The following is a 17,870-nucleotide window of genomic DNA, read 5'->3' as shown; positions in this document are numbered from 1 at the left end:
CCTGTAACAATTAACAGCCTCACTTCAACATCTGAAAAGTATATTTAGCATTCTCCCAGAAACTATCCAGCGCGATAATGCGCGGTTTAAAGAACGAGATAAGTTCAGGCCAGTGATCTTTATTGAATACAGACACATCGGGCAGTTCGCGGTATATACGGCTGATCGCCCGCCCGTCTATCCACACATCCTGTTGCCATTGCCATTCTTCTTCTATAGTGGTATGCAGGACAGTTCTGAACGCTTCAAATTGCTCGAAGTATAATGCTCGAATGCCTGCATCGGTATGCTCTAACGAAATGGAGATACTCGCTGACCTGGGGCCGGCATTCATACGGAAGTAAACGTCTTTGATCGATGTATGATAGTTGATCCAGTTGATCTTCAAACCTTCAGCCGAAAGTATCGGGCTCATGTATCTGCCAAAGACAGTCCAGAATTCGTGTCGTATACGTGACGACTCCTCGCGGGTAAACATAGCCTAAAGATATAGGCTGTCAGGGTATGCTGCGAAACTTTATTTGCTCAATTTCTTCAGAAACAAGCTGTCGGAGTTATTTTATGGCTGCAACAGATATTGAATAAATAGATGACACCTACGCTGCTTCCGGCCGCATCAGCGTTTTAAGATAGTCCTTATCCAACGGCTTGGAAAGAAAGTCGGTAACCAGTTTATAAGTCTTGGCTTTCGTGATATCATGAATGTCGATGGACGAAGTGAGCATAACCACTTTCGTTTTTTGTTGGGCCGTGGGAGGCAGCGTGGCAAATTCGTCCAGGAACTCCCATCCATCCATTACCGGCATGTTGATGTCAAGAAAAATGAAATCCGGCAGTTCCTTCACATTCGTTTCTGCCCATTGTTGTAGCTGGTTCAAAGCTCTTGTGGCATCCGTATAGGTACTTACCCGTACGGTGGGAAAATTGAAATTGATGATCTTCCTGTTTACTATATTGGTAATTGCATCGTCATCGATTAGTACAATGTGGCTATTTGCGCTCACTTCTTTCATGTTCCTTCTGTAAATATATATAAAATGTGCTTCCTTCTCCTGGTTTACTATTTACTTCAATCTTTCCGTTAAGAGATTCTACCTGGTTCTTTACCAGACAAAGCCCAATTCCTTTTCCTGGTATTGACTCCGGTCCGAATCTTTTATATAAGCCAAAAATCTTTCCCCCATTCTTTACCAGATCAATGCCTATACCATTGTCTTGTACCGTCAGGCAAACACCGTGTTCGTATATCGTAGTCTTTATTGATATTTGAAGCGGTATATTTGGTTTTCTATACTTAATGGCATTAGACAGTAAATTATACAGCATGCTGTTGAGATAACTCTTTACGGTAAATATATCCGGTGCTGCGCTAAAATCCGCCAATACTTCTGCATTGCTTCTTTGAATCTCATCGTTCAGTAATTTTAGTATACCGGTTAAAGCATTGTCAAATAAAACATGCTCATATTTCTCGTTGATATTTCTGGCTGAGATAATGGTGCTGATATCTTTTATAATATCATCCAATTGTTGTGTAGCTTCCGTGATCTTTTCAACGATCATTGCCTGATCGTTCGCTTCATGCTGAAATATACTTGCCAACCCTAGTATCCTCGCAATGGGGCTGCGCAGATTGTGTGATACTACATACGAGAACAGTTGAAGATCATTATTCCTGGCTTGCAATTGCTCTACAGTGGCTTGCAGGCGTACGTTTAAATCCTGAATATCTTTCTCCGCTTTAACGCGTTCGGTAATATCGATACCCATTCCCATGAGGTATGTTCTGCCTCCGAAGGTGGTGGCGTTACCAGTAAAGTAGTACGAAATCTTCTCTTTGTTCTTCGTATATAAATGCGCTTCCACCGCTGTACTTCCCTGGTCAAATACAGTAGCAATTCCTTCGCGCATCAATTCCTTTTCATTACTTTCAATGAAATCAAGCGGATGCATATCGCTTATTTCTTTTGCAGAGTAACCCGATACAGTTTCCAGGTTTTTATTCCACCGGTAGAATTTCAGGTTTTCATCATATAAATAAAAAAGACCGGGCAAGCTGTTAATGATAGAATCAGAGAGTTCTTTCTCGGTTGTCAATTGCCCTGTTCTTTCGTTCACCAGGCGCTTTAGTTTTTCGGGCTGGGCAGCCATATACCAGGAAAATGCACTTACTACCGCGGAGAACAATAGCCCCAAACCTGCCAATAACCGGGCGTGGTTATACACCTCGTTTTGTTTTAAAGGTGTTACATATAGACGCCACTCGGAGTTTGGAACTTCGATCATTGCAACATCGTCACCTTTTTGTATATCGCCGGAAGGCAAAAAGAATTCTTCACTTCCGGTTTCCCGGTGCACCCGGGCCAGCTGATACCTGAAATCAGGGTTGCTGCCAGCATCTATATTGGTAGCTTCTATAAAGTTGGATAGCCGGATAAGCACCGCCGCAAAGCCCCAGAACTTCCCTTCGATATAAATCGGCTGCCGGCCGATTACCGCTACACCGCCTTGTTTGAGTTTAACAGGCCCGGCAAAAAAGAAATCTTTCGTGCGCATGGCCACCAGGGCACCGCTGTGGCTAATGGTATCACTCAAAATATTATAGCCGATAGCCGATTCATTTCCCTCTATTGGAAATATATGCGTAATCACACCACCTTGCACCAGCTCAATGGCATCTACCAGTGGATTGGCCTTCAGCAATTTTTCGCCCAGGCGATCAAAATCCCTGGGAACGCCATACTCTTCCACTATAAAAGCCAGTGTACGTGTGCTCGATAAACTATTTGTCAAGGTAATGTGAAGGCGCTCTTTCTTGGCATTGGCATGCGTGGTGAGTCTGCGTATTTCGGCATACCGTGCAGATTGATACCAGAAGTATACCAGCAATTGGGTAAGGGCTAATAACACGAGGAACATGCCTACACCTACAAAGACCGGTTTCCTGAATTTATGCGATAGCATGTAGAGCCACATTCCATTGATACAATATAAACAATCTCTCCCTTTGCCAACCCCGAAGTAATTTGAAAAAGGGGGACTGCATTCATCGAACTTTCACTCAAATGAAGACAGGCAGGATGATAAACCAATTGCTGTTAAACAAGGTAGCCAAAATAATACGCAAAAACAATCGGCAGAATTCAGTTAACGGCACGGCTACAGCAGATGCCTATTGTCATTTTTCCGGTCATCAATCCCGGCAGCGTTATTTGTAGACAAATCTGTCAACAGATTCCAACTTGATAAATTCAGTGATTACCTAAATTTGCAGAATTAAATAAAAAAATATGGCACAGTTTGTTTCATTTGACCCGGGCGTGAAAGTACTCGGCCAATCAATACTACTCTTTGTCAACGCGATGGACTTCGGAAAAGAAGAACGCATTGAAATCCTTGAAAAACACGGATTGACAAACCTGCAACCAGGCGAATGGTATGACCTGCAAAAGTGGCTGGATGCGTTTAAAGACCTTTCTGAGGGGATACTGGCATCAACACTATATATTATTGGAAAAGAGATTCCCAGCAACGCCAAGTTTCCGCCCGATATCGACACACTCGAAAAAGCATTGTACAGCATTGATGTAGCTTACAAGATGAACCACACAGCAGGGGAGATCGGAACGTATGAAGTTACTCTGTTTGACCCTGAGCAGAGGAAAGCCATCATGGTATGTCGCAATCCGTATCCAAGTGATTTTGATCGCGGTATTATCGCTGCAATGACGGATCGTTTTAAACCGGAAGATTCCACAGCATCTGAAGTAGTACTCGACCTCACCAAAGAATCGAGATTAAATGGCGGAGAGAGCTGCACCTATCTTATCTCCTGGTAGTGTTTAGAACTACCCAAAGCTGTAGGTAATACGTTAGTATGTATAGCGGCAAGGTAAATATATATTTATACCGCTGCACGCTTGCACATATCAGAAAGTTTACTACCTTCACCATTCGGAAGCCCATCTGATTCGCTTGTATTCCAAGTGGAAGAGGATGGGCTTTTTGCGTTATGGTGTTTTCTTGGTTTATGTTAATTCCCGTCAATAAATAATCTAAATATGATAAGCCAAAACCAAAACGGAGAGTATGCTCTCTTTGATCAGGGTAAACTAATTGGGTTTGCAGCTGTAAAACTTATCAATGGAGTACGGGTAATTGAATCGATGTATGATAAGATTATAGCGCTGCAAAATGCTGCGGAGAATGACCAGGTTAATCTTACACTTTCATCGGGCCTCAGAAGTTGGGATGAGCAAATGAACCTTCGCATTAGAAATGTAATAGACAAGTCAAAGCAGCATGATCTTGATTTTTTAGTGAATGCGCCATCGTCAGCGTTTAGCCCGACTACTGCAAAACCAGGATGGTCGAATCACCAAGATGGAAAGGCCTATGACTTTAAGATCAATGGATTTCCAGCTATATATAAATGGCTGGTAAGAAATGCAATCAACTTTCATTTTGTTCGCACCGTATCAAGTGAAAGATGGCACTGGGAATACCTGCCGGGTAAAAATCAATTTACATTTGTACCTCAGGAGAATCCAACATGGGATGGGCTCGTTTAAGAGAGCTAACAAGTACCTAAACTCTCCCTGCAAAGTTTTCATATCCCCTAACTTCTTTCTATCCAACCAGTCAAAGTAGCCTTCTTTGCCATCTATGAAGTTACTTTGTTGTTGTTGAAGTATATTTTGTTGTATTTTAATAATGAGAAGAAAACATTATTATTTTAGCAACTCGTGACACCTGCCGGCAGGCATTCAAGTGATAGATACTGTTAAAAACAATAAAATGAAACGAGTTACTGGAATAGGGGGCATCTTCTTCAAATGCAAGGACCCGGAGAAAATGAAGCAATGGTATAAAACCCATCTCGGTTTTGAGATAGACCCCTACGGCGCAAAGTTCGACTGGAAACAAGAAGGCGATGCTGCCAATAACGGATATACGCTATGGAGTCCTTTTCCTGACAAGACCAAATATTTCGAACCATCATCGAAAGACTTCATGATCAACTATCGCGTTGAAAACCTGGAAGCACTCGTAGAGGAATTGAAGAAAGAAGGCGTGACCTTACTAGACAATCTGGAAACATACGACTACGGAAAGTTCATTCACATCCTTGACATCGAAGGCAACAAAATTGAACTCTGGGAACCAATCGATAAATAGTTAGCAGTTACATGTTATCCGTTAATGGTTTCCCTGAATAACCATTAGCGGATAACTATAACGGTTCTGCATCTGTGTAATCTGCGGAAGAGTAATTTTAGTGAACTCAGCCTTCAACTTCTCCCACGAAACATCTCTCACCATCATCGCGATTAGTTTTTTCTTCACGTTATGGCATTATTGCATTTAATGATCTCTCAACACGCCTGGGCTAGCCTCATTTGATCTGCTCGTATTGGCTCTTTCAGAAATGGAATTCTATGTTTGCGGTTCTTTACCGTTGGCATGCCAACGGAATACCCCAGTTAGAGAACAACACTCCTATATGCCAACATAATCACGTTATTGTCAAATCAAGTCATTCTTTCTTTTACTGTTTCACGTTAATGAGGTATTTATTAGTTGAATCCATTAACGACTAGCATTCAATGACTAACGTGTAACAGATAACCCCGCAACCAATAACAACACGCTAGTATATAAACAGCTAAATATGTGATCAAATATATACCTGTAAATACGGTATATACTAAATGTATATATGTATTTTATGCAGTGCACTTACATTTTAAAGAAAATATATTCGCAACAGCCGATATAATATACTAGTAGAGATTGACAACCGCCCCCTGTAAAGTATCAAATAGCCCCCTTTAGCAGAAGCATGCGAAGGCTAGTTTTGTGCATCATAAAACTAAACCAGAACCTTATGAGAAAACGAAAATTACTTATTGGAGTATGTCTGCTCGCAACGCTATGGAGTGCTTGCGAAGATGAACAAACCGCAACGCCTACAGAAGCTAAAGATGCTACTGCTGCTGTTGCGGATCAAAGCAACGCAAAAGTAGGCGCTGCCGGTATTTCAGGTATAAACTGGGCCGATGGCCGCGATAACTATTCAGATGGATGGGTAATTCCGTCTGGTCTTACCAGCAATGACTCTTATAATAGTGCTGCCGCAAAGGCAAATACTATCATCTCTGGCTTTCAAAGCCACATGACGGGTATCAATACTGTGCGACTGCCCATCAATCCTCCATCTGTTGCAGAAAGCTGGTGGGGCAGCTATACCGGTGCCATTGACATGACACTCAACAAAGGCATGAAGGTAATATTAGGATGCTGGGAGGCTAGTTCCTCCAAAAACGGAAGAATTGACAATATGAATGCCTTCTGGCGTATGTGGACAACGGTAATCAATCGATACGGCAGCAACGGCAATGTATACTTTGAAGTGTTCAACGAACCATTTGGCTATAATATTACGGAACTGTCAAATATCTATGTACAGTTTCTTTCCAGGTTCCCCAATGTACCAAGAGGCCGGATACTACTGTCAGGTACAGGTTACTCCGAAAATGTAACGGGATTGGGCTCTGATCTTCGCTTTTCGGGTTGTTTGTTGTCGTTGCATTGCTATTCGTATTGGGGAAGACACTCGACCGCAGATTGGGAACGCGAATGGAGAAAACGCATGGGAGCTTACGGATACCGCACCGTAGTTACAGAATTTGGAGCGACTATGAACTCCGGCAAAGACTATCAGTACGGGTCGCAATCTGATAACGAGATAGCCTATATAGTAGCTTCCAGCAACGTATTCCGCAACGACCAGGTGGCAAGTGTCTATTGGCCGGGATTGCGCGACAATGATTCCTATAGTTTATTAAAACGCGGGGGTAGCAACAACCTGACTATATATACTGTAAATACTAAAGGAGCATTCAGAGTACGATACGGTTGGGGCTTGTTGTAAGACGAAACAGACTGTATTATAATTAAGAGGGACGGCCATAAACGGGCCGTCCCTTTTTGTGTTAAATGCATTTTTAGTGTGATGCCAGTAACATCAGCATCATCTTTATAATAGCAGATCGTTGCTGAAATAACCTTCCTTTTTCAAGGGGCATCCCCTTGTGAAGGATGGTAAAACCTATGAGATAGGGAGAAAGAGAATATCCAGCGATATAGTAATGGCCGCTGCACTTTACTCATGAGAATAGTTTATATGCTGATTCTCCCGCATATAATATCCTGGAACAGACACCGTCATTTTCAACCCACTGGCGATACCCTGCCTTCTGTAACATTCTGCGCGAACAGTCAATGAAGCAGGTTTATACAGAAAACAACCGTGAAGATATATTTCACAATCTATACGCTATAAATAGAAAAGAATGGAGTAGTAACACACATCCAAGACATGGAAACAGCTTTTTTAGCTATTCAGGGCCACTATTTATATCCGGCAGCAAAAAAAATATCCATTATTTAAAAAACACGATCAAACTATAAATACCTAATATATCGGTATACATACAAGACATATACTAATATATATAACTGTATATGCAAAAAAATGTATACCGGATTTTTCCGGTATTTAGCGTCATTATGCAATGATACTGCTCGATACGCGATTTGTTTTTTCAAAAACATTTATACTCCTTTGGCACAAGGTTGCCGGCCGGTTACTGAGTTTAGTTTAAAAAATTAAAATTTTCAGTTATGGAAAAAATGAATTTAGAACAAATGGAAAACATCCGCGGTGGATTTGAGCCTGCCAACTCATTTCAATGGAGTGAGACTGGAGAATGCTATCTCGCTCTTGTATCTATTCTGGAACTTGGTTATGATCCTGGCAATGTAGTTGGAGGTTTCTGGGATAGCTGCAATTCATAGTATCTATTCTTGGAATAAAAAGACCTTCTAATTCATATCAATTTGTTTAGCATGAGGATATCTATTGTATTCGTTTTACTTCTCTTGTCAACAATTACTCAATTGAGAGCTCAGTTTGGCTTTGTGCAGGTAAAAGGACGTGTAGTAGATGAAGAAGGCTTATCACTCCCTTATGTTAACATCAGCTTAAAGGAGGATCGATCTATTGGCACATATTCTAATTCTTTAGGTGAATTTGAAATTCACTTGTCTACTTCGGCTAATACCGATTCGCTTGTATTTTCAAGTATAGGATATGAAAACACTGTTATTGGGATAGGTTCCGTGCAAAGCTCCGCTATATCTATTATTCTGAAATCAAAGGCATATATTTTAAATGAAGTTGTAATAACCCCAGATACCGCAACAGCCATTGTTAAAAGAGGCATTGATCTTCTTAGAAAAAACTTAGCGTCAGAAAACAATATTCTGCAAGGATTCTACAGGGAAGTAATTCGATCTAATAACACTTATGACAGGCTGATAGAGGCTGCAGTAGATGTATTTGATAAAGGATACACAACACCAAAAAAGGAGCATGATGCTACAAAAGACCATGATCTTGAATTTAAGATAAGAGAGATTCGGAAAAGCAACGATTATCAAGATCTTGATTGGGAACAATCTATTATGAATTACATAAAGCCAAGAAATGGGTTATACGGATCTATCGAATCATTATTCTTTAACGATTATATACGCAATAATGGCGCTTATTACAACCTATTGATGAATGCTCCAATAAATGAAGATTTCTTTAAGCATAGTCTTCTTACAGTAGATAGCATGATTAATTATGAAAATGAACCTGTCTGGTGCATTGGCATTCAACATCAACCAAGTATAGCATCTGGGCAGTTATTGCCCTATGGTACGATCTATATCAGATCGCGTGACTATGCGATTATTCAAATGACCTTTGAAACAAGAGTCAATCCGAGGGCAACCAGCGATTTCAGTGTTCCTGATGAAAGATTCTTGCATAAGACAATTATTAAGTATAGAGAGTATCATGGAAAGATGTATCTGAGTTTATTATATCGAAAGTCATTTCGGTTTTCAGTGAATTCGGCAAAATCGCGCAAGGCTAGAGCTGCAGGGAAAAGAGATGGGCATTTATTCTATGAGCTTCTTTTTGTTACCAACGAAATCATCACTGAAAAAGATAAAGTCTCGGCCTTTAAAAGAAAAGAACGTATAACGAAAAATATCGATCTATACAGTGCTACGTGGAATTACAATGAGGCTTTTTGGAAGAATTACAATGCTGTGAATGAAAGACCACTTGCGCCAAATGCTAAGAAAGATATTGAACGAGAGTCCGCACTCGATGAACAATTTAAAAAAAATGGCAGTAATCCGTAGTTTAATGTATCTACTTCTTTTTCTTATTGCTACTACTCAAGTGGCTGCTCAAACAGATTTTATTGCAATGAAGGGAAGCATCGTGGATGAAGAAAATTTACCCTTGCCCTACATTAATGTCAGCTTAAGAAAAGATCAATCTATAGGTACCTATTCTAACTCCTTCGGAGATTTTGAAATTAAAATACCAGGTACCTATTCGCAGGACTCGATAGCATTCTCATGTATAGGATACGAGACAAGCGTGATTTCAATCGCTGGTATTAATACCCCCCTTAACATAGTATTGAAAGCCAAAGTATATACTTTAAATGAAGTTGTTATTTCTTCCGATTCTGCTGTTTTCATTTTGAAAAAGGGCATTGCTCAGTTAGGCAATAATCTGTATTGTGGCAATTCTATAATACAGGGGTTTTACCGGGAAATGATTTTGTCAGACTACGCATGTGATCGATTAATTGAAGCCGCTGTTGACGTGTTTGACATGGGATATTGCAAGAGTAAAGATCTTCAATTCAGAGTCAGGGAAATAAGAAAGAGCAATGATTACAGAGATTTAAGTTGGGAGCAGTCCATATACAATTATATAAGCCCGCGAAATGGTTTGTGTGAACATTTTGAATCTGTTTTTTTCAATGATTATATACGCAACAACGAGTCATATTATAATCCAATGTTTGCGGCACCTATAAACGCAAAGGAGTTTTTAATAAATAATTTGCTTTCCATAGATAGCGTTGTGGAAGTGGATAATAACAAAGTGTGGTGTATAAATATCCACTCAAAAATAGAAACTGGTGATTTTTCAGAACAAGGAACGATCTATATCAGACAGAAGGATTATGCAATCCTACAAATGGAACATCAAACCTTGACAAACCCTGAGAGTACCGGAAGACTGAGTTTTCCGGGTGAAAAATACTTGCACAAGACTTTGATAAAGTATAAAGAGTATAATGGCAAGATGTACATAAGTCTTCTTCACAGGAAGGCATATCGGCTGACAGTAAATTCAGAAAAGTTGCGAAAAGCAAAGGCTGCCGGTAAGAGGGGAGGACAGTTTTTTTACGATCTACTGTTTGTTACCAACGAGATCATAACCGAAAAGGACAAAGCCGAGGCATTCAAAAAGAAAGATCGCGTATTGAAGAAAATGGATCTATATACCAAAGAGTGGAAATACAACGAAGCTTTTTGGGATACCTACAATATCGTAAAAGAAAACCCGCTCGAACCAGTAAATAAAAAAGGTATAGAAAGAGACTTACCCCTGGATGAACAATTTAAAAAGAACGGCAGTAACCGGTAGTTTGGGTTTCATGCTGCTGGCATTACTAAACTGCCATCAAAAACTTGCGTGGCATTCACACAAACGCAATACCATTACCAACTATCAACAGTTGAATGATTCTACGTTGACCATAACCGGTATATCTGCCGACCCGGAGTTTGGCTATACCGAAGCAAGGCCTATTATGCTGGGCATGGTAGATGTGCACAAAGCGGCAGAAAATGTAGAGAAATACCTGAATGCCTTACGGGGACCTTCCGGTGAGCCGGTAAAGTATTACAGGCTAAAACCCTGCTGCCCGTTTAAAACAAAAAATTTCCGATATACAATACCCGTGCTTGGCAAGGAATTTAACGGAAAGCGCGGCCTGCTGGAGCAATATCGCATAGAGTATAGCGAAGCAGGAACAATAAAATCAACCATCCTATTCTTAAACCTGTATGACCAAACCAACCAATTACTCGCTCCTGAAGGATTTACCTATAAAACAATATAGCCTTTGTCTGCTCATACTTTTTTCGATGGTGGTATTCTCCTGCCATAAAAAGCAATTCAAATGGAAAACGCGGAAAAAGAATACAGTAGAGCTGATTGAAGAAAAAGACTCCGTGCTGCGCCTGGAAGGCGTATCAGACGATCCACGCTATGGCTATACACAAGACAGGCCGATCAAGATTGGCGTAGCCAGTTTTTACCTCGGCCGAAACTACCCGGAAAAATATTTCAAATCCATTACCGGCCCGCATGGCGAAAAGGTAATCTTTGAACGGATAAAAAGCTGCTGTCCTTTTAAAACTGTTAATAGCAGTGAAGAGAACTATCAAAATGTAGCCGTACTCGAAATATACCAGGCATACTACGAAGGTCTGGAGAAACCCGTTACACTCTACGTAAACTTCTTCGATCAGGGCAAACCCTTGGCACCAAAAGGGTTCCTGGTAAAACCTTTTAAGTAACATACAACCTCAAGCCACGAATAATCATGCGCGATATATACTTGTTCGTATCGCTGGTATTAACAGCGATGCTGTTGCGATATGGACTGATGGAATGGGTATACACCGATGATGTATATTTCTATGCCTTCAGTGAAACATTATCAGACGAAAGAATCGGGAAATTACTCAAGACGAGAAAAGAGTGGGCGTGGCTCGGCTTTGCCTTAACACCCTTTTTTTATGCACTCAAAATATTCCTCGCATCCGCATGCCTGTATTGCGGGCTGTTCTTTGCCAATGTAAAAAGCTCCTTTGCCACGCTGTTCAGTATTTCCCTGCGGGCCGAATATCTGTTCCTGCTGCCGATCGCAATGAGACTTCTTTGGTTTACCGTGATACAAACCGATTACGCACTTTCTGAGATCAGCAGTTTTCCGCCCTTTTCCCTTCGAAATCTGTTGGGCAGCGAAACCGATGAAGCATGGGTAGTATATCCCATGCGCGTGGTTAATCTCTTCGAGTTGGCCTATATCTTTACCCTTGCCGCAAGCATTGCCCATCACTTTCAAACCGGTTTTCTGCGTGCATTAAAGTTGGTGACCGTATCATACGGATTAGGGTTGCTTCTCTGGATAATTTTTGTAGCGTTTTTACTTATCAACCAATCTTAACATGAATAAGCGCGTGGCCGGCGGTGTCCTGGCAGGAGTGATCATGATCGCCATAAGTATACTGTTCGTTAAAATATTACAATCGGCAATACATCAGGATGCTATCAATCAAAGCGCTGTTCTTCCCGCTTCCCTGCCATTATTCAACCTCGATAGTATACAATATCAAGTGCCCGATAACGGCCGGATGCTACTATTGATACACTTCAACTCCACGTGCGATCATTGCCAGGAAGAAGTTAAAAGCATGGCCAGTCATGCGGCTGCTTTTGCCCATGCCAGCATCGTTTTTATATCGTCAGAACCGCTGTACCTTATAAAGCAATTCAAATCGCAGTGGGCATTGGCTCAGTATAAAAACATCGATGTTGTAAAAATGAATGCCGAAGATCTGTACAACACCTTTGGCAGTATTTCCTTTCCTTGCATCTATATCTATGATGCCGATCGCAGGCTGGTAAAGGTGTTTAAAGGCGAAACAAAAGCAGAAGCCCTGCTGCAATACTTATAGTATACAAACGAATGACTGATAAGCGTATACGTAAATATTTTACAAGGCAACACGATCGCAGCGATTGTGGCGCTGCCTGTCTGGCATCGATTATCCGCTATCATGGAGGAAATATATCAATAGAGCGCATTCGCGAATTAACAGGTACATCTGCGCAAGGCGCTACATTAGCAGCACTCAGTCAGGCAGCCGGTGCGTTTGGCTTGCATGCCGAAGGCTTTCTCGTGAAGGATGTCGCGGGCCTGAAGAACATGAAAGAGCCCGCCATCCTGCACGTTTTGATAGACGACCGGCTGCACCATTATGTAGTGTGTTATGGCGCAGATGAAAAAGGCTTCATCATTGGCGATCCTGCCAGCGGCATTAAACATTATTCAGCAGAGGTCCTTGATAAAGTATGGAGCACACGGGCACTGCTTACGTTAACGCCTAATCAGGAATTTATCAGGAGCGAAGTTGATCAACGTAAAAAACGCCAATGGCTCTACGCATTAATCAGAGACGATATCGGTATGCTGGGCGTAATGCTTTCCATCGGCATGATCGTTACCCTGTTGAGCCTTTCTACGGCACTCTTTTCCAAAAAACTGATTGACGATATATTACCAGCGGGCAATAAAGAAAAGCTCATCTTCAGTCTGTTGCTGGTTATACTCTTGTTGCTCGGCCGCTCCGGACTCGCTTATCTGCGAAGCTTTTTTATTATTCACCAGGGCAGAGACTTTAACAACCGCATTATCCAGAAGTTCTATAGCAGCCTGCTGCGCTTACCCAAATCGTTTTTCGATACACGCAAAATAGGCGACCTCATTGCGCGCATGAACGATACGCGCAGAATTCAGAGTACATTGAATTTACTAACCAGCAATATGCTCATCGATCTGTTGCTCGTAGTGGTATCGGCCATCTTCATACTCCTGTATTCGTGGATAGCCGGATGCGTGGTGCTCTTCTTTATTCCCATCTATTGCCTGCTGGCCCTGCGGTTTAGCAAACCCATTGTTACGGCACAAAAGGAAGTGATGAAAGGCTACGCCCATGCTGAAGGTTACTATATAGATTCCATACACGGCATAGCTTCTATTAAAAGCGCAGGACGCGAACCCTTCTTCGAAAAATTTAACCGGCAGATATACGGGCGGTATCAGGACGAAATATACCAACTGGGCAAAGTCAACATCCACTTTGCTATACTCGCCGATGTTATTGGTGTGTTATTAATTGGAATTGTGTTTGCCATAGCCGCACAACTCGTACTCAGCAAACAACTTTCTTCCGGGCAACTGGTTGCCATCATTGCCATGACCGGCAATATTGTGCCCTCCGTAACGCGACTTGTTATACTCAACATGCAAATACAGGAAGCAAAAGTAGTGTTCAATCGCATGTTTGAATTTACGTCCATAGAGCCTGAATATACCTTGCCCGCATCAGCACCCGTTGCCATTCACTTCCAGTCGCTCACCTTGCAAACTGTAACCTTTCAGTTCCCCGGGCATCCGGTACTTTTAAATGCAGTATCGTTACACATAAAGAAAGGCCAATGCATAGCCCTGACAGGCGAGAGCGGATGCGGCAAGAGCACGCTTCTTCAGATTATACAAAGGTTCTACAGGCCGGGTGCCGGTGCTATACTGGTAAATGACCAGCCATGGGAGCACATCGATACAGTCTCCTGGAGAAATGCCATGGCCGTTGTGTCACAAGATGTGAAGATCTTCAACGGAACCTTATTGTATAATATATGCCTGAGCGACTTGCCGGTAGATGCAGCCCGCGCAATACAACTGGCGAAAGAATCAGGGTTTGATACCTTCTTTGAAAAGTTTCCGCAAGGTTATTTAACCATAATAGGAGAGGAAGGTATAAACCTGTCAGGCGGGCAGAAGCAGTTAGTAGCACTCGCCCGCGCACTGTTCAAAAGACCGCAGCTCCTGCTTTTAGACGAAGCTACCGCTTCTATGGATAAAACGATGGAAGCCTTTATACTGGCTTTACTACAGCGCATGCAACCTCACCTGGCAATACTCTGGATAACGCACCAACCACAGATGATACATTGGGCAGATAGAATATATATGCTTAAAAAAGCCACCACATGCCTATAGTGCCCCCTTACAACTAACAAGTAACCTGCAAGCTCGCTCCGGGTAACTTCTAACGAATTGCTTCAAAAACATTTACGATAAGACACAGCTATAGGAGATCTTCAATGCTACTTCTCAAACTAAACTAATAAATTTCCACAAATTGAAAACTCGCAGCAGCTAGGGAAACATTAGCACGCATATTTAATTGCCTTAATCGAGCTATTCAACATCTTCGAAGTTGCAAAGACGCCACCGCACTTTTCGAGGACATCGCATCGGGCGCATTCTTCAAGATAATCACGTTTCCAGTCTGATATTGATTTGACAGAAAAATTCCAGAGAGACTCTTCGAGCAAGCAGTGGTGTTCGTGGTCAAATTCCAAATCACACTTTTCACCGAACTTGTTCTCGTAGACATCACGGATGTGTTTGCGGTAAATAATTTCCCTGAAAGCCATTGTCGCTCGAGTAGAATAAAAATCCTGGTTTGAAGCTAAGGTAGTAATATATATTATTCTATTACATTTGCCTACAAGCACAGAATACGATTTTACAGAAATCACAATTGAGTAAAAAAATAAAACATGAGAGTAATATTGGCCTTATTAGCACTTCTGATTTTTACAATCTCCTGGGGACAAGAAATTAAGAAAAAGACATACGAAAATGAATCACCACCATACAAGGAGACTTACTATGTTTTAAAGGACAACCAAGAAATTAAGCATGGGAATTATAAAAAGTGGTACAGGAGCTATTCTGTAAAGGGGCAGTATGAGAACGGCAGAAAAGTTGGTATATGGGAATTCACTGGAAATGGTGGGCACTTGGTTCAAAAAGTAGACTTCACAAATAATATCGTGACGAATCTTGAGCCAGCAGAATTGTCGGAAAAATATTGGATAAAAGATGGCGATACGTTTAAAGAGATTAAGCCGGAGGTTGCTCCCGTTTTCCTGGGTGGTAAAAGCTGGTTTTTATATTATTCATGGACTCTATTAAGATATCCGGCAGACGCAAGGAGAAACGGTGTTCAAGGTAAGGTACTCATATCTGCAACAATTACGAAGGAAGGAAAAATGATTGACGAGAAAGTGGAAGAAGGGCCCGGCCACGGACTAAATGAAGAGGCATTGAGAATAATTCAAATAATACCTGACGATTGGATTCCAGCAAAAGTAAATGGAGAAGCTGTTGACATCAAAGTATTAATTCCAATAACATTCAAACTAGCCTAAAAGACTGCACACAAGTCGATCCATCGCGAAAGAGAGGTTAATGGCCACTCTTTGCTGTCGCAAGTTTAGCGAAGCGTAACTTGTGACTGGCTTTTGGCAAGTTTTCAACTTGCGCGTTGACAAGCTGAAAGCTTAAAACTATAATCGCCACAAGTTGGAAACTTGCGGCGGATAGAGTGCATTATTTTGCGATAACACTAATTAATTGCCTATATCTACTTTCCCGGTTTCCGGTAAGTCTGTTTCCGATAGCTATCGGGATGTGGGAGATTTTTTTAATTTATTCATGAGAATAGTTTATATGATTCTCCTGCATGTAGTAAGGCGCTTTTGGCCGACCTCGGTCAAGTGTTCTGGTATCTAAATAGAGCGGCCTGTTTGGGCGGAGCATATACCGTATTATATGGGGAGAACTCTGTTTAATAGACAGCTCAATATCTTTTCTGCCCGATACAGCGTCTGTAGAATGTATCAAGTAATAGCGGGGCGTAAATACTTGTTCATTAGCAAATGTAGATTTTCCATTTGCTATGCTCGCATTGAAAAATAGATTAAAATAATGGAAGTTGGGTTTCTTGGTATAAAACAGTCCGCTCAGGTGATTGTCGTATCGGTACGGAATAATGATTTTAGTGTATCTATATATACCTGCTGTGTCTTGATGGATAGTATGATTGATAAATTGCCCTAAAGCATAATAAGGCGCCATCAGGATTATCGCGATTACCAGATAATAGTTAATTTTCATGGCGCTACTTTTGAAAAATCTTTCTGAACAATTTCGATTTTCTGAACTGCTTAATGATTTCTTTTTCTATGGGCGTTTGCGATAGAACCTTGGTGTTCTCCCAAAACGTATCGTCATACGCTGTTTGGTTTATGGCTGCGTAGTCATTTGCTGCCGGTTCTGTGTGGCTCACAGCGCTGCCTGAAGGCATCGTATCCATTTCATACGTAAAATAGAAAGAACTTGTTTGTATTTGCCGGGAGTCTTTATCATTGTATCTATACTTGTATTGCAGATCTACCTTCATATTCTCCAATAATATAGATTCGCCAACTCTGTTATCACAAAATGCATCAACCGTTAACTTGAGCGATGATACACGCTGGGGATCAATCGTTGTCAATGGCTGAAACCTGCTATCATCAATCGAGCCTTTAAATCGTATCAAATTGTAGCGATCATCAATGAATAGCTGCCCGCAAAAACCCGGCTTCGAATTATTTTGCTTGGGAGTAAATGCAACTACATACACTTTGCTGGAATCCGGATTGTCAATCACTTGCTGTAACTTCAAGACAAAAAACTCTTCGGCATCTTTTCTTAACGGTGTTATAAAAGACCTCTCCGTAGTTTGCACCAACGGAAACGTGTTGGTAAATACAGAGAAGTTCTGGTAGGCCATTAACCCTTTTTCTCTGTTATCTTTAACCGCGTATCTACCTTGCGCGATGGTGGCAGCTTCTATGCCCTTGGGAGTTATTTTGGAAGTATAAAACGATTCCAGTATCTCTGAATAGATATCATCATTTTTTGTCCATTGGCGATAGAAACCTTTAGCCATCACACGGGTGGGAGAGGAAGCAATGTTCTGGTAGCACTCCGACACAATCCTTTCCGGGTCAAGCGCATTGATAGTCACTTCGTCAAGTATTACCGGCAAGGGCGTTAACATTACCTCGGCGGTGCTTTTGTTAGATGTAAAGGTGATCTCGGTCTTTCCATAGTTAACATGGCTGAAAACGAGTGTCGCAGGAAATTTTGTTACTGTTATAATAAAGCTACCATCCAGGTAAGAACTTGATCCATTTTTTTCTTCTTTCGAAGTGATGTTTACAAATGGAATTTCCGTTTTGTCGGTGG

The 17,870-nt window shown here is 41.4% G+C and carries 18 protein-coding genes; 13 read left to right on the top strand and 5 right to left on the bottom strand.

The features are described 5' to 3' along the window. Nucleotides 1–19 precede the first annotated feature (19 nt). The 3 genes from V7Q33_RS21560 to V7Q33_RS21550 form a co-directional block, all read right to left on the bottom strand. Nucleotides 20–478: a DUF4268 domain-containing protein gene (locus tag V7Q33_RS21560; protein WP_333821223.1), complete on the bottom strand. Its 459-nt coding sequence runs from the start codon at nucleotides 476–478 to the stop codon at nucleotides 20–22. Between the two features lie 118 nt (nucleotides 479–596). Next, nucleotides 597–1,013, bottom strand: a complete 417-nt coding sequence (locus tag V7Q33_RS21555) for a response regulator (RefSeq protein WP_331979398.1) — start codon at nucleotides 1,011–1,013, stop codon at nucleotides 597–599. Further along, on the bottom strand, nucleotides 991–2,964 hold the full coding sequence (locus tag V7Q33_RS21550; protein ID WP_333821221.1) for an ATP-binding protein: 1,974 nt from the start codon (nucleotides 2,962–2,964) through the stop codon (nucleotides 991–993). The genes V7Q33_RS21555 and V7Q33_RS21550 overlap by 23 nt, the downstream gene beginning before the upstream one ends. 326 nt (nucleotides 2,965–3,290) lie before the next feature. Here V7Q33_RS21550 and V7Q33_RS21545 point away from each other — a divergent pair, with 326 nt between their 5' ends. From V7Q33_RS21545 to V7Q33_RS21535, 3 genes are all read left to right on the top strand, one after another. Further along, the gene (locus V7Q33_RS21545) at nucleotides 3,291–3,839 is read left to right on the top strand and encodes a hypothetical protein (RefSeq protein ID WP_331979402.1); all 549 of its coding nucleotides are present in this window, start codon (nucleotides 3,291–3,293) and stop codon (nucleotides 3,837–3,839) included. 222 nt (nucleotides 3,840–4,061) lie between these two features. Further along, nucleotides 4,062–4,571 carry a M15 family metallopeptidase gene (locus tag V7Q33_RS21540; RefSeq protein ID WP_331979404.1) on the top strand — a complete coding sequence of 170 codons (510 nt, stop codon included), beginning with the start codon at nucleotides 4,062–4,064 and terminating at the stop codon, nucleotides 4,569–4,571. Nucleotides 4,572–4,797: 226 nt separating this feature from the next. Beyond that, nucleotides 4,798–5,178, top strand: a complete 381-nt coding sequence (locus tag V7Q33_RS21535; protein WP_331979406.1) for a VOC family protein — start codon at nucleotides 4,798–4,800, stop codon at nucleotides 5,176–5,178. A 21-nt stretch (nucleotides 5,179–5,199) separates the two neighbouring features. Here the strand turns inward: V7Q33_RS21535 and V7Q33_RS21530 are convergent, their stop codons facing one another. After that, nucleotides 5,200–5,346, bottom strand: a complete 147-nt coding sequence (locus tag V7Q33_RS21530; protein WP_333821220.1) for a hypothetical protein — start codon at nucleotides 5,344–5,346, stop codon at nucleotides 5,200–5,202. A 541-nt stretch (nucleotides 5,347–5,887) separates the two neighbouring features. On the opposite strand from V7Q33_RS21530, the gene V7Q33_RS21525 reads away from it, so the two are divergent. The 10 genes from V7Q33_RS21525 (at nucleotide 5,888) to V7Q33_RS21480 (ending at nucleotide 16,003) form a co-directional block, all read left to right on the top strand. After that, nucleotides 5,888–6,934 carry a cellulase family glycosylhydrolase gene (locus tag V7Q33_RS21525; RefSeq protein WP_333821219.1) on the top strand — a complete coding sequence of 349 codons (1,047 nt, stop codon included), beginning with the start codon at nucleotides 5,888–5,890 and terminating at the stop codon, nucleotides 6,932–6,934. A gap of 776 nt (nucleotides 6,935–7,710) precedes the next feature. Further along, a complete protein-coding gene (locus tag V7Q33_RS21520; RefSeq protein ID WP_331979412.1) occupies nucleotides 7,711–7,860 on the top strand; it encodes a hypothetical protein in 150 nt (49 codons plus the stop codon). A 51-nt stretch (nucleotides 7,861–7,911) separates the two neighbouring features. Continuing rightward, a complete protein-coding gene (locus V7Q33_RS21515; protein ID WP_333821218.1) occupies nucleotides 7,912–9,264 on the top strand; it encodes a carboxypeptidase-like regulatory domain-containing protein in 1,353 nt (450 codons plus the stop codon). Further along, nucleotides 9,248–10,573 (top strand): carboxypeptidase-like regulatory domain-containing protein, encoded by a 1,326-nt coding sequence (locus V7Q33_RS21510; protein ID WP_333821217.1) that lies wholly within the window; start codon nucleotides 9,248–9,250, stop codon nucleotides 10,571–10,573. Before V7Q33_RS21515 ends, V7Q33_RS21510 begins: the two co-directional genes overlap by 17 nt. Continuing rightward, entirely contained in the window at nucleotides 10,539–11,051 is a 513-nt protein-coding gene (locus V7Q33_RS21505) for a hypothetical protein (RefSeq protein ID WP_331979418.1), read from the top strand. Before V7Q33_RS21510 ends, V7Q33_RS21505 begins: the two co-directional genes overlap by 35 nt. Next, nucleotides 10,996–11,511: a hypothetical protein gene (locus V7Q33_RS21500; RefSeq protein ID WP_333821216.1), complete on the top strand. Its 516-nt coding sequence runs from the start codon at nucleotides 10,996–10,998 to the stop codon at nucleotides 11,509–11,511. The genes V7Q33_RS21505 and V7Q33_RS21500 overlap by 56 nt, the downstream gene beginning before the upstream one ends. A gap of 26 nt (nucleotides 11,512–11,537) precedes the next feature. Next, nucleotides 11,538–12,164 carry a hypothetical protein gene (locus V7Q33_RS21495; RefSeq protein WP_331979422.1) on the top strand — a complete coding sequence of 209 codons (627 nt, stop codon included), beginning with the start codon at nucleotides 11,538–11,540 and terminating at the stop codon, nucleotides 12,162–12,164. A 1-nt stretch (nucleotide 12,165) separates the two neighbouring features. Then, the gene (locus V7Q33_RS21490) at nucleotides 12,166–12,675 is read left to right on the top strand and encodes a hypothetical protein (RefSeq protein ID WP_333821215.1); all 510 of its coding nucleotides are present in this window, start codon (nucleotides 12,166–12,168) and stop codon (nucleotides 12,673–12,675) included. An 11-nt stretch (nucleotides 12,676–12,686) separates the two neighbouring features. Beyond that, nucleotides 12,687–14,783, top strand: coding sequence for a peptidase domain-containing ABC transporter (locus V7Q33_RS21485; protein WP_333821214.1), 2,097 nt, complete (start codon nucleotides 12,687–12,689; stop codon nucleotides 14,781–14,783). A gap of 566 nt (nucleotides 14,784–15,349) precedes the next feature. After that, a complete protein-coding gene (locus V7Q33_RS21480; RefSeq protein WP_331979428.1) occupies nucleotides 15,350–16,003 on the top strand; it encodes an energy transducer TonB in 654 nt (217 codons plus the stop codon). A gap of 752 nt (nucleotides 16,004–16,755) precedes the next feature. On the opposite strand, the gene V7Q33_RS21475 is transcribed toward V7Q33_RS21480, so the two are convergent. Beyond that, the coding region (locus V7Q33_RS21475) for a carboxypeptidase-like regulatory domain-containing protein (protein WP_333821213.1) at nucleotides 16,756–17,870 on the bottom strand (1,115 nt) is incomplete at its 5' end.

The organism is Ohtaekwangia sp. (genome assembly GCF_036786105.1).
Classification (GTDB): Bacteria; Bacteroidota; Bacteroidia; order Cytophagales; family Cyclobacteriaceae; genus Ohtaekwangia.
This window is presented reverse-complemented; position numbering and strand designations above follow the sequence as displayed.

Excerpts from the sequence above, each read along its gene's own strand:
- V7Q33_RS21560 (WP_333821223.1), bottom strand. The coding sequence starts at position 478 with ATGTTTACCCGCGAGGAGTCGTCACGTATACGACACGAATTCTGGACT.
- V7Q33_RS21555 (WP_331979398.1), bottom strand. The coding sequence starts at position 1,013 with ATGAAAGAAGTGAGCGCAAATAGCCACATTGTACTAATCGATGACGAT.
- V7Q33_RS21550 (WP_333821221.1), bottom strand. The coding sequence starts at position 2,964 with ATGCTATCGCATAAATTCAGGAAACCGGTCTTTGTAGGTGTAGGCATG.
- V7Q33_RS21545 (WP_331979402.1), top strand. The coding sequence starts at position 3,291 with ATGGCACAGTTTGTTTCATTTGACCCGGGCGTGAAAGTACTCGGCCAA.
- V7Q33_RS21540 (WP_331979404.1), top strand. The coding sequence starts at position 4,062 with ATGATAAGCCAAAACCAAAACGGAGAGTATGCTCTCTTTGATCAGGGT.
- V7Q33_RS21535 (WP_331979406.1), top strand. The coding sequence starts at position 4,798 with ATGAAACGAGTTACTGGAATAGGGGGCATCTTCTTCAAATGCAAGGAC.
- V7Q33_RS21525 (WP_333821219.1), top strand. The coding sequence starts at position 5,888 with ATGAGAAAACGAAAATTACTTATTGGAGTATGTCTGCTCGCAACGCTA.
- V7Q33_RS21520 (WP_331979412.1), top strand. The coding sequence starts at position 7,711 with ATGGAAAACATCCGCGGTGGATTTGAGCCTGCCAACTCATTTCAATGG.
- V7Q33_RS21515 (WP_333821218.1), top strand. The coding sequence starts at position 7,912 with ATGAGGATATCTATTGTATTCGTTTTACTTCTCTTGTCAACAATTACT.
- V7Q33_RS21510 (WP_333821217.1), top strand. The coding sequence starts at position 9,248 with ATGGCAGTAATCCGTAGTTTAATGTATCTACTTCTTTTTCTTATTGCT.
- V7Q33_RS21505 (WP_331979418.1), top strand. The coding sequence starts at position 10,539 with ATGAACAATTTAAAAAGAACGGCAGTAACCGGTAGTTTGGGTTTCATG.
- V7Q33_RS21500 (WP_333821216.1), top strand. The coding sequence starts at position 10,996 with ATGACCAAACCAACCAATTACTCGCTCCTGAAGGATTTACCTATAAAA.
- V7Q33_RS21495 (WP_331979422.1), top strand. The coding sequence starts at position 11,538 with ATGCGCGATATATACTTGTTCGTATCGCTGGTATTAACAGCGATGCTG.
- V7Q33_RS21490 (WP_333821215.1), top strand. The coding sequence starts at position 12,166 with ATGAATAAGCGCGTGGCCGGCGGTGTCCTGGCAGGAGTGATCATGATC.
- V7Q33_RS21485 (WP_333821214.1), top strand. The coding sequence starts at position 12,687 with ATGACTGATAAGCGTATACGTAAATATTTTACAAGGCAACACGATCGC.
- V7Q33_RS21480 (WP_331979428.1), top strand. The coding sequence starts at position 15,350 with ATGAGAGTAATATTGGCCTTATTAGCACTTCTGATTTTTACAATCTCC.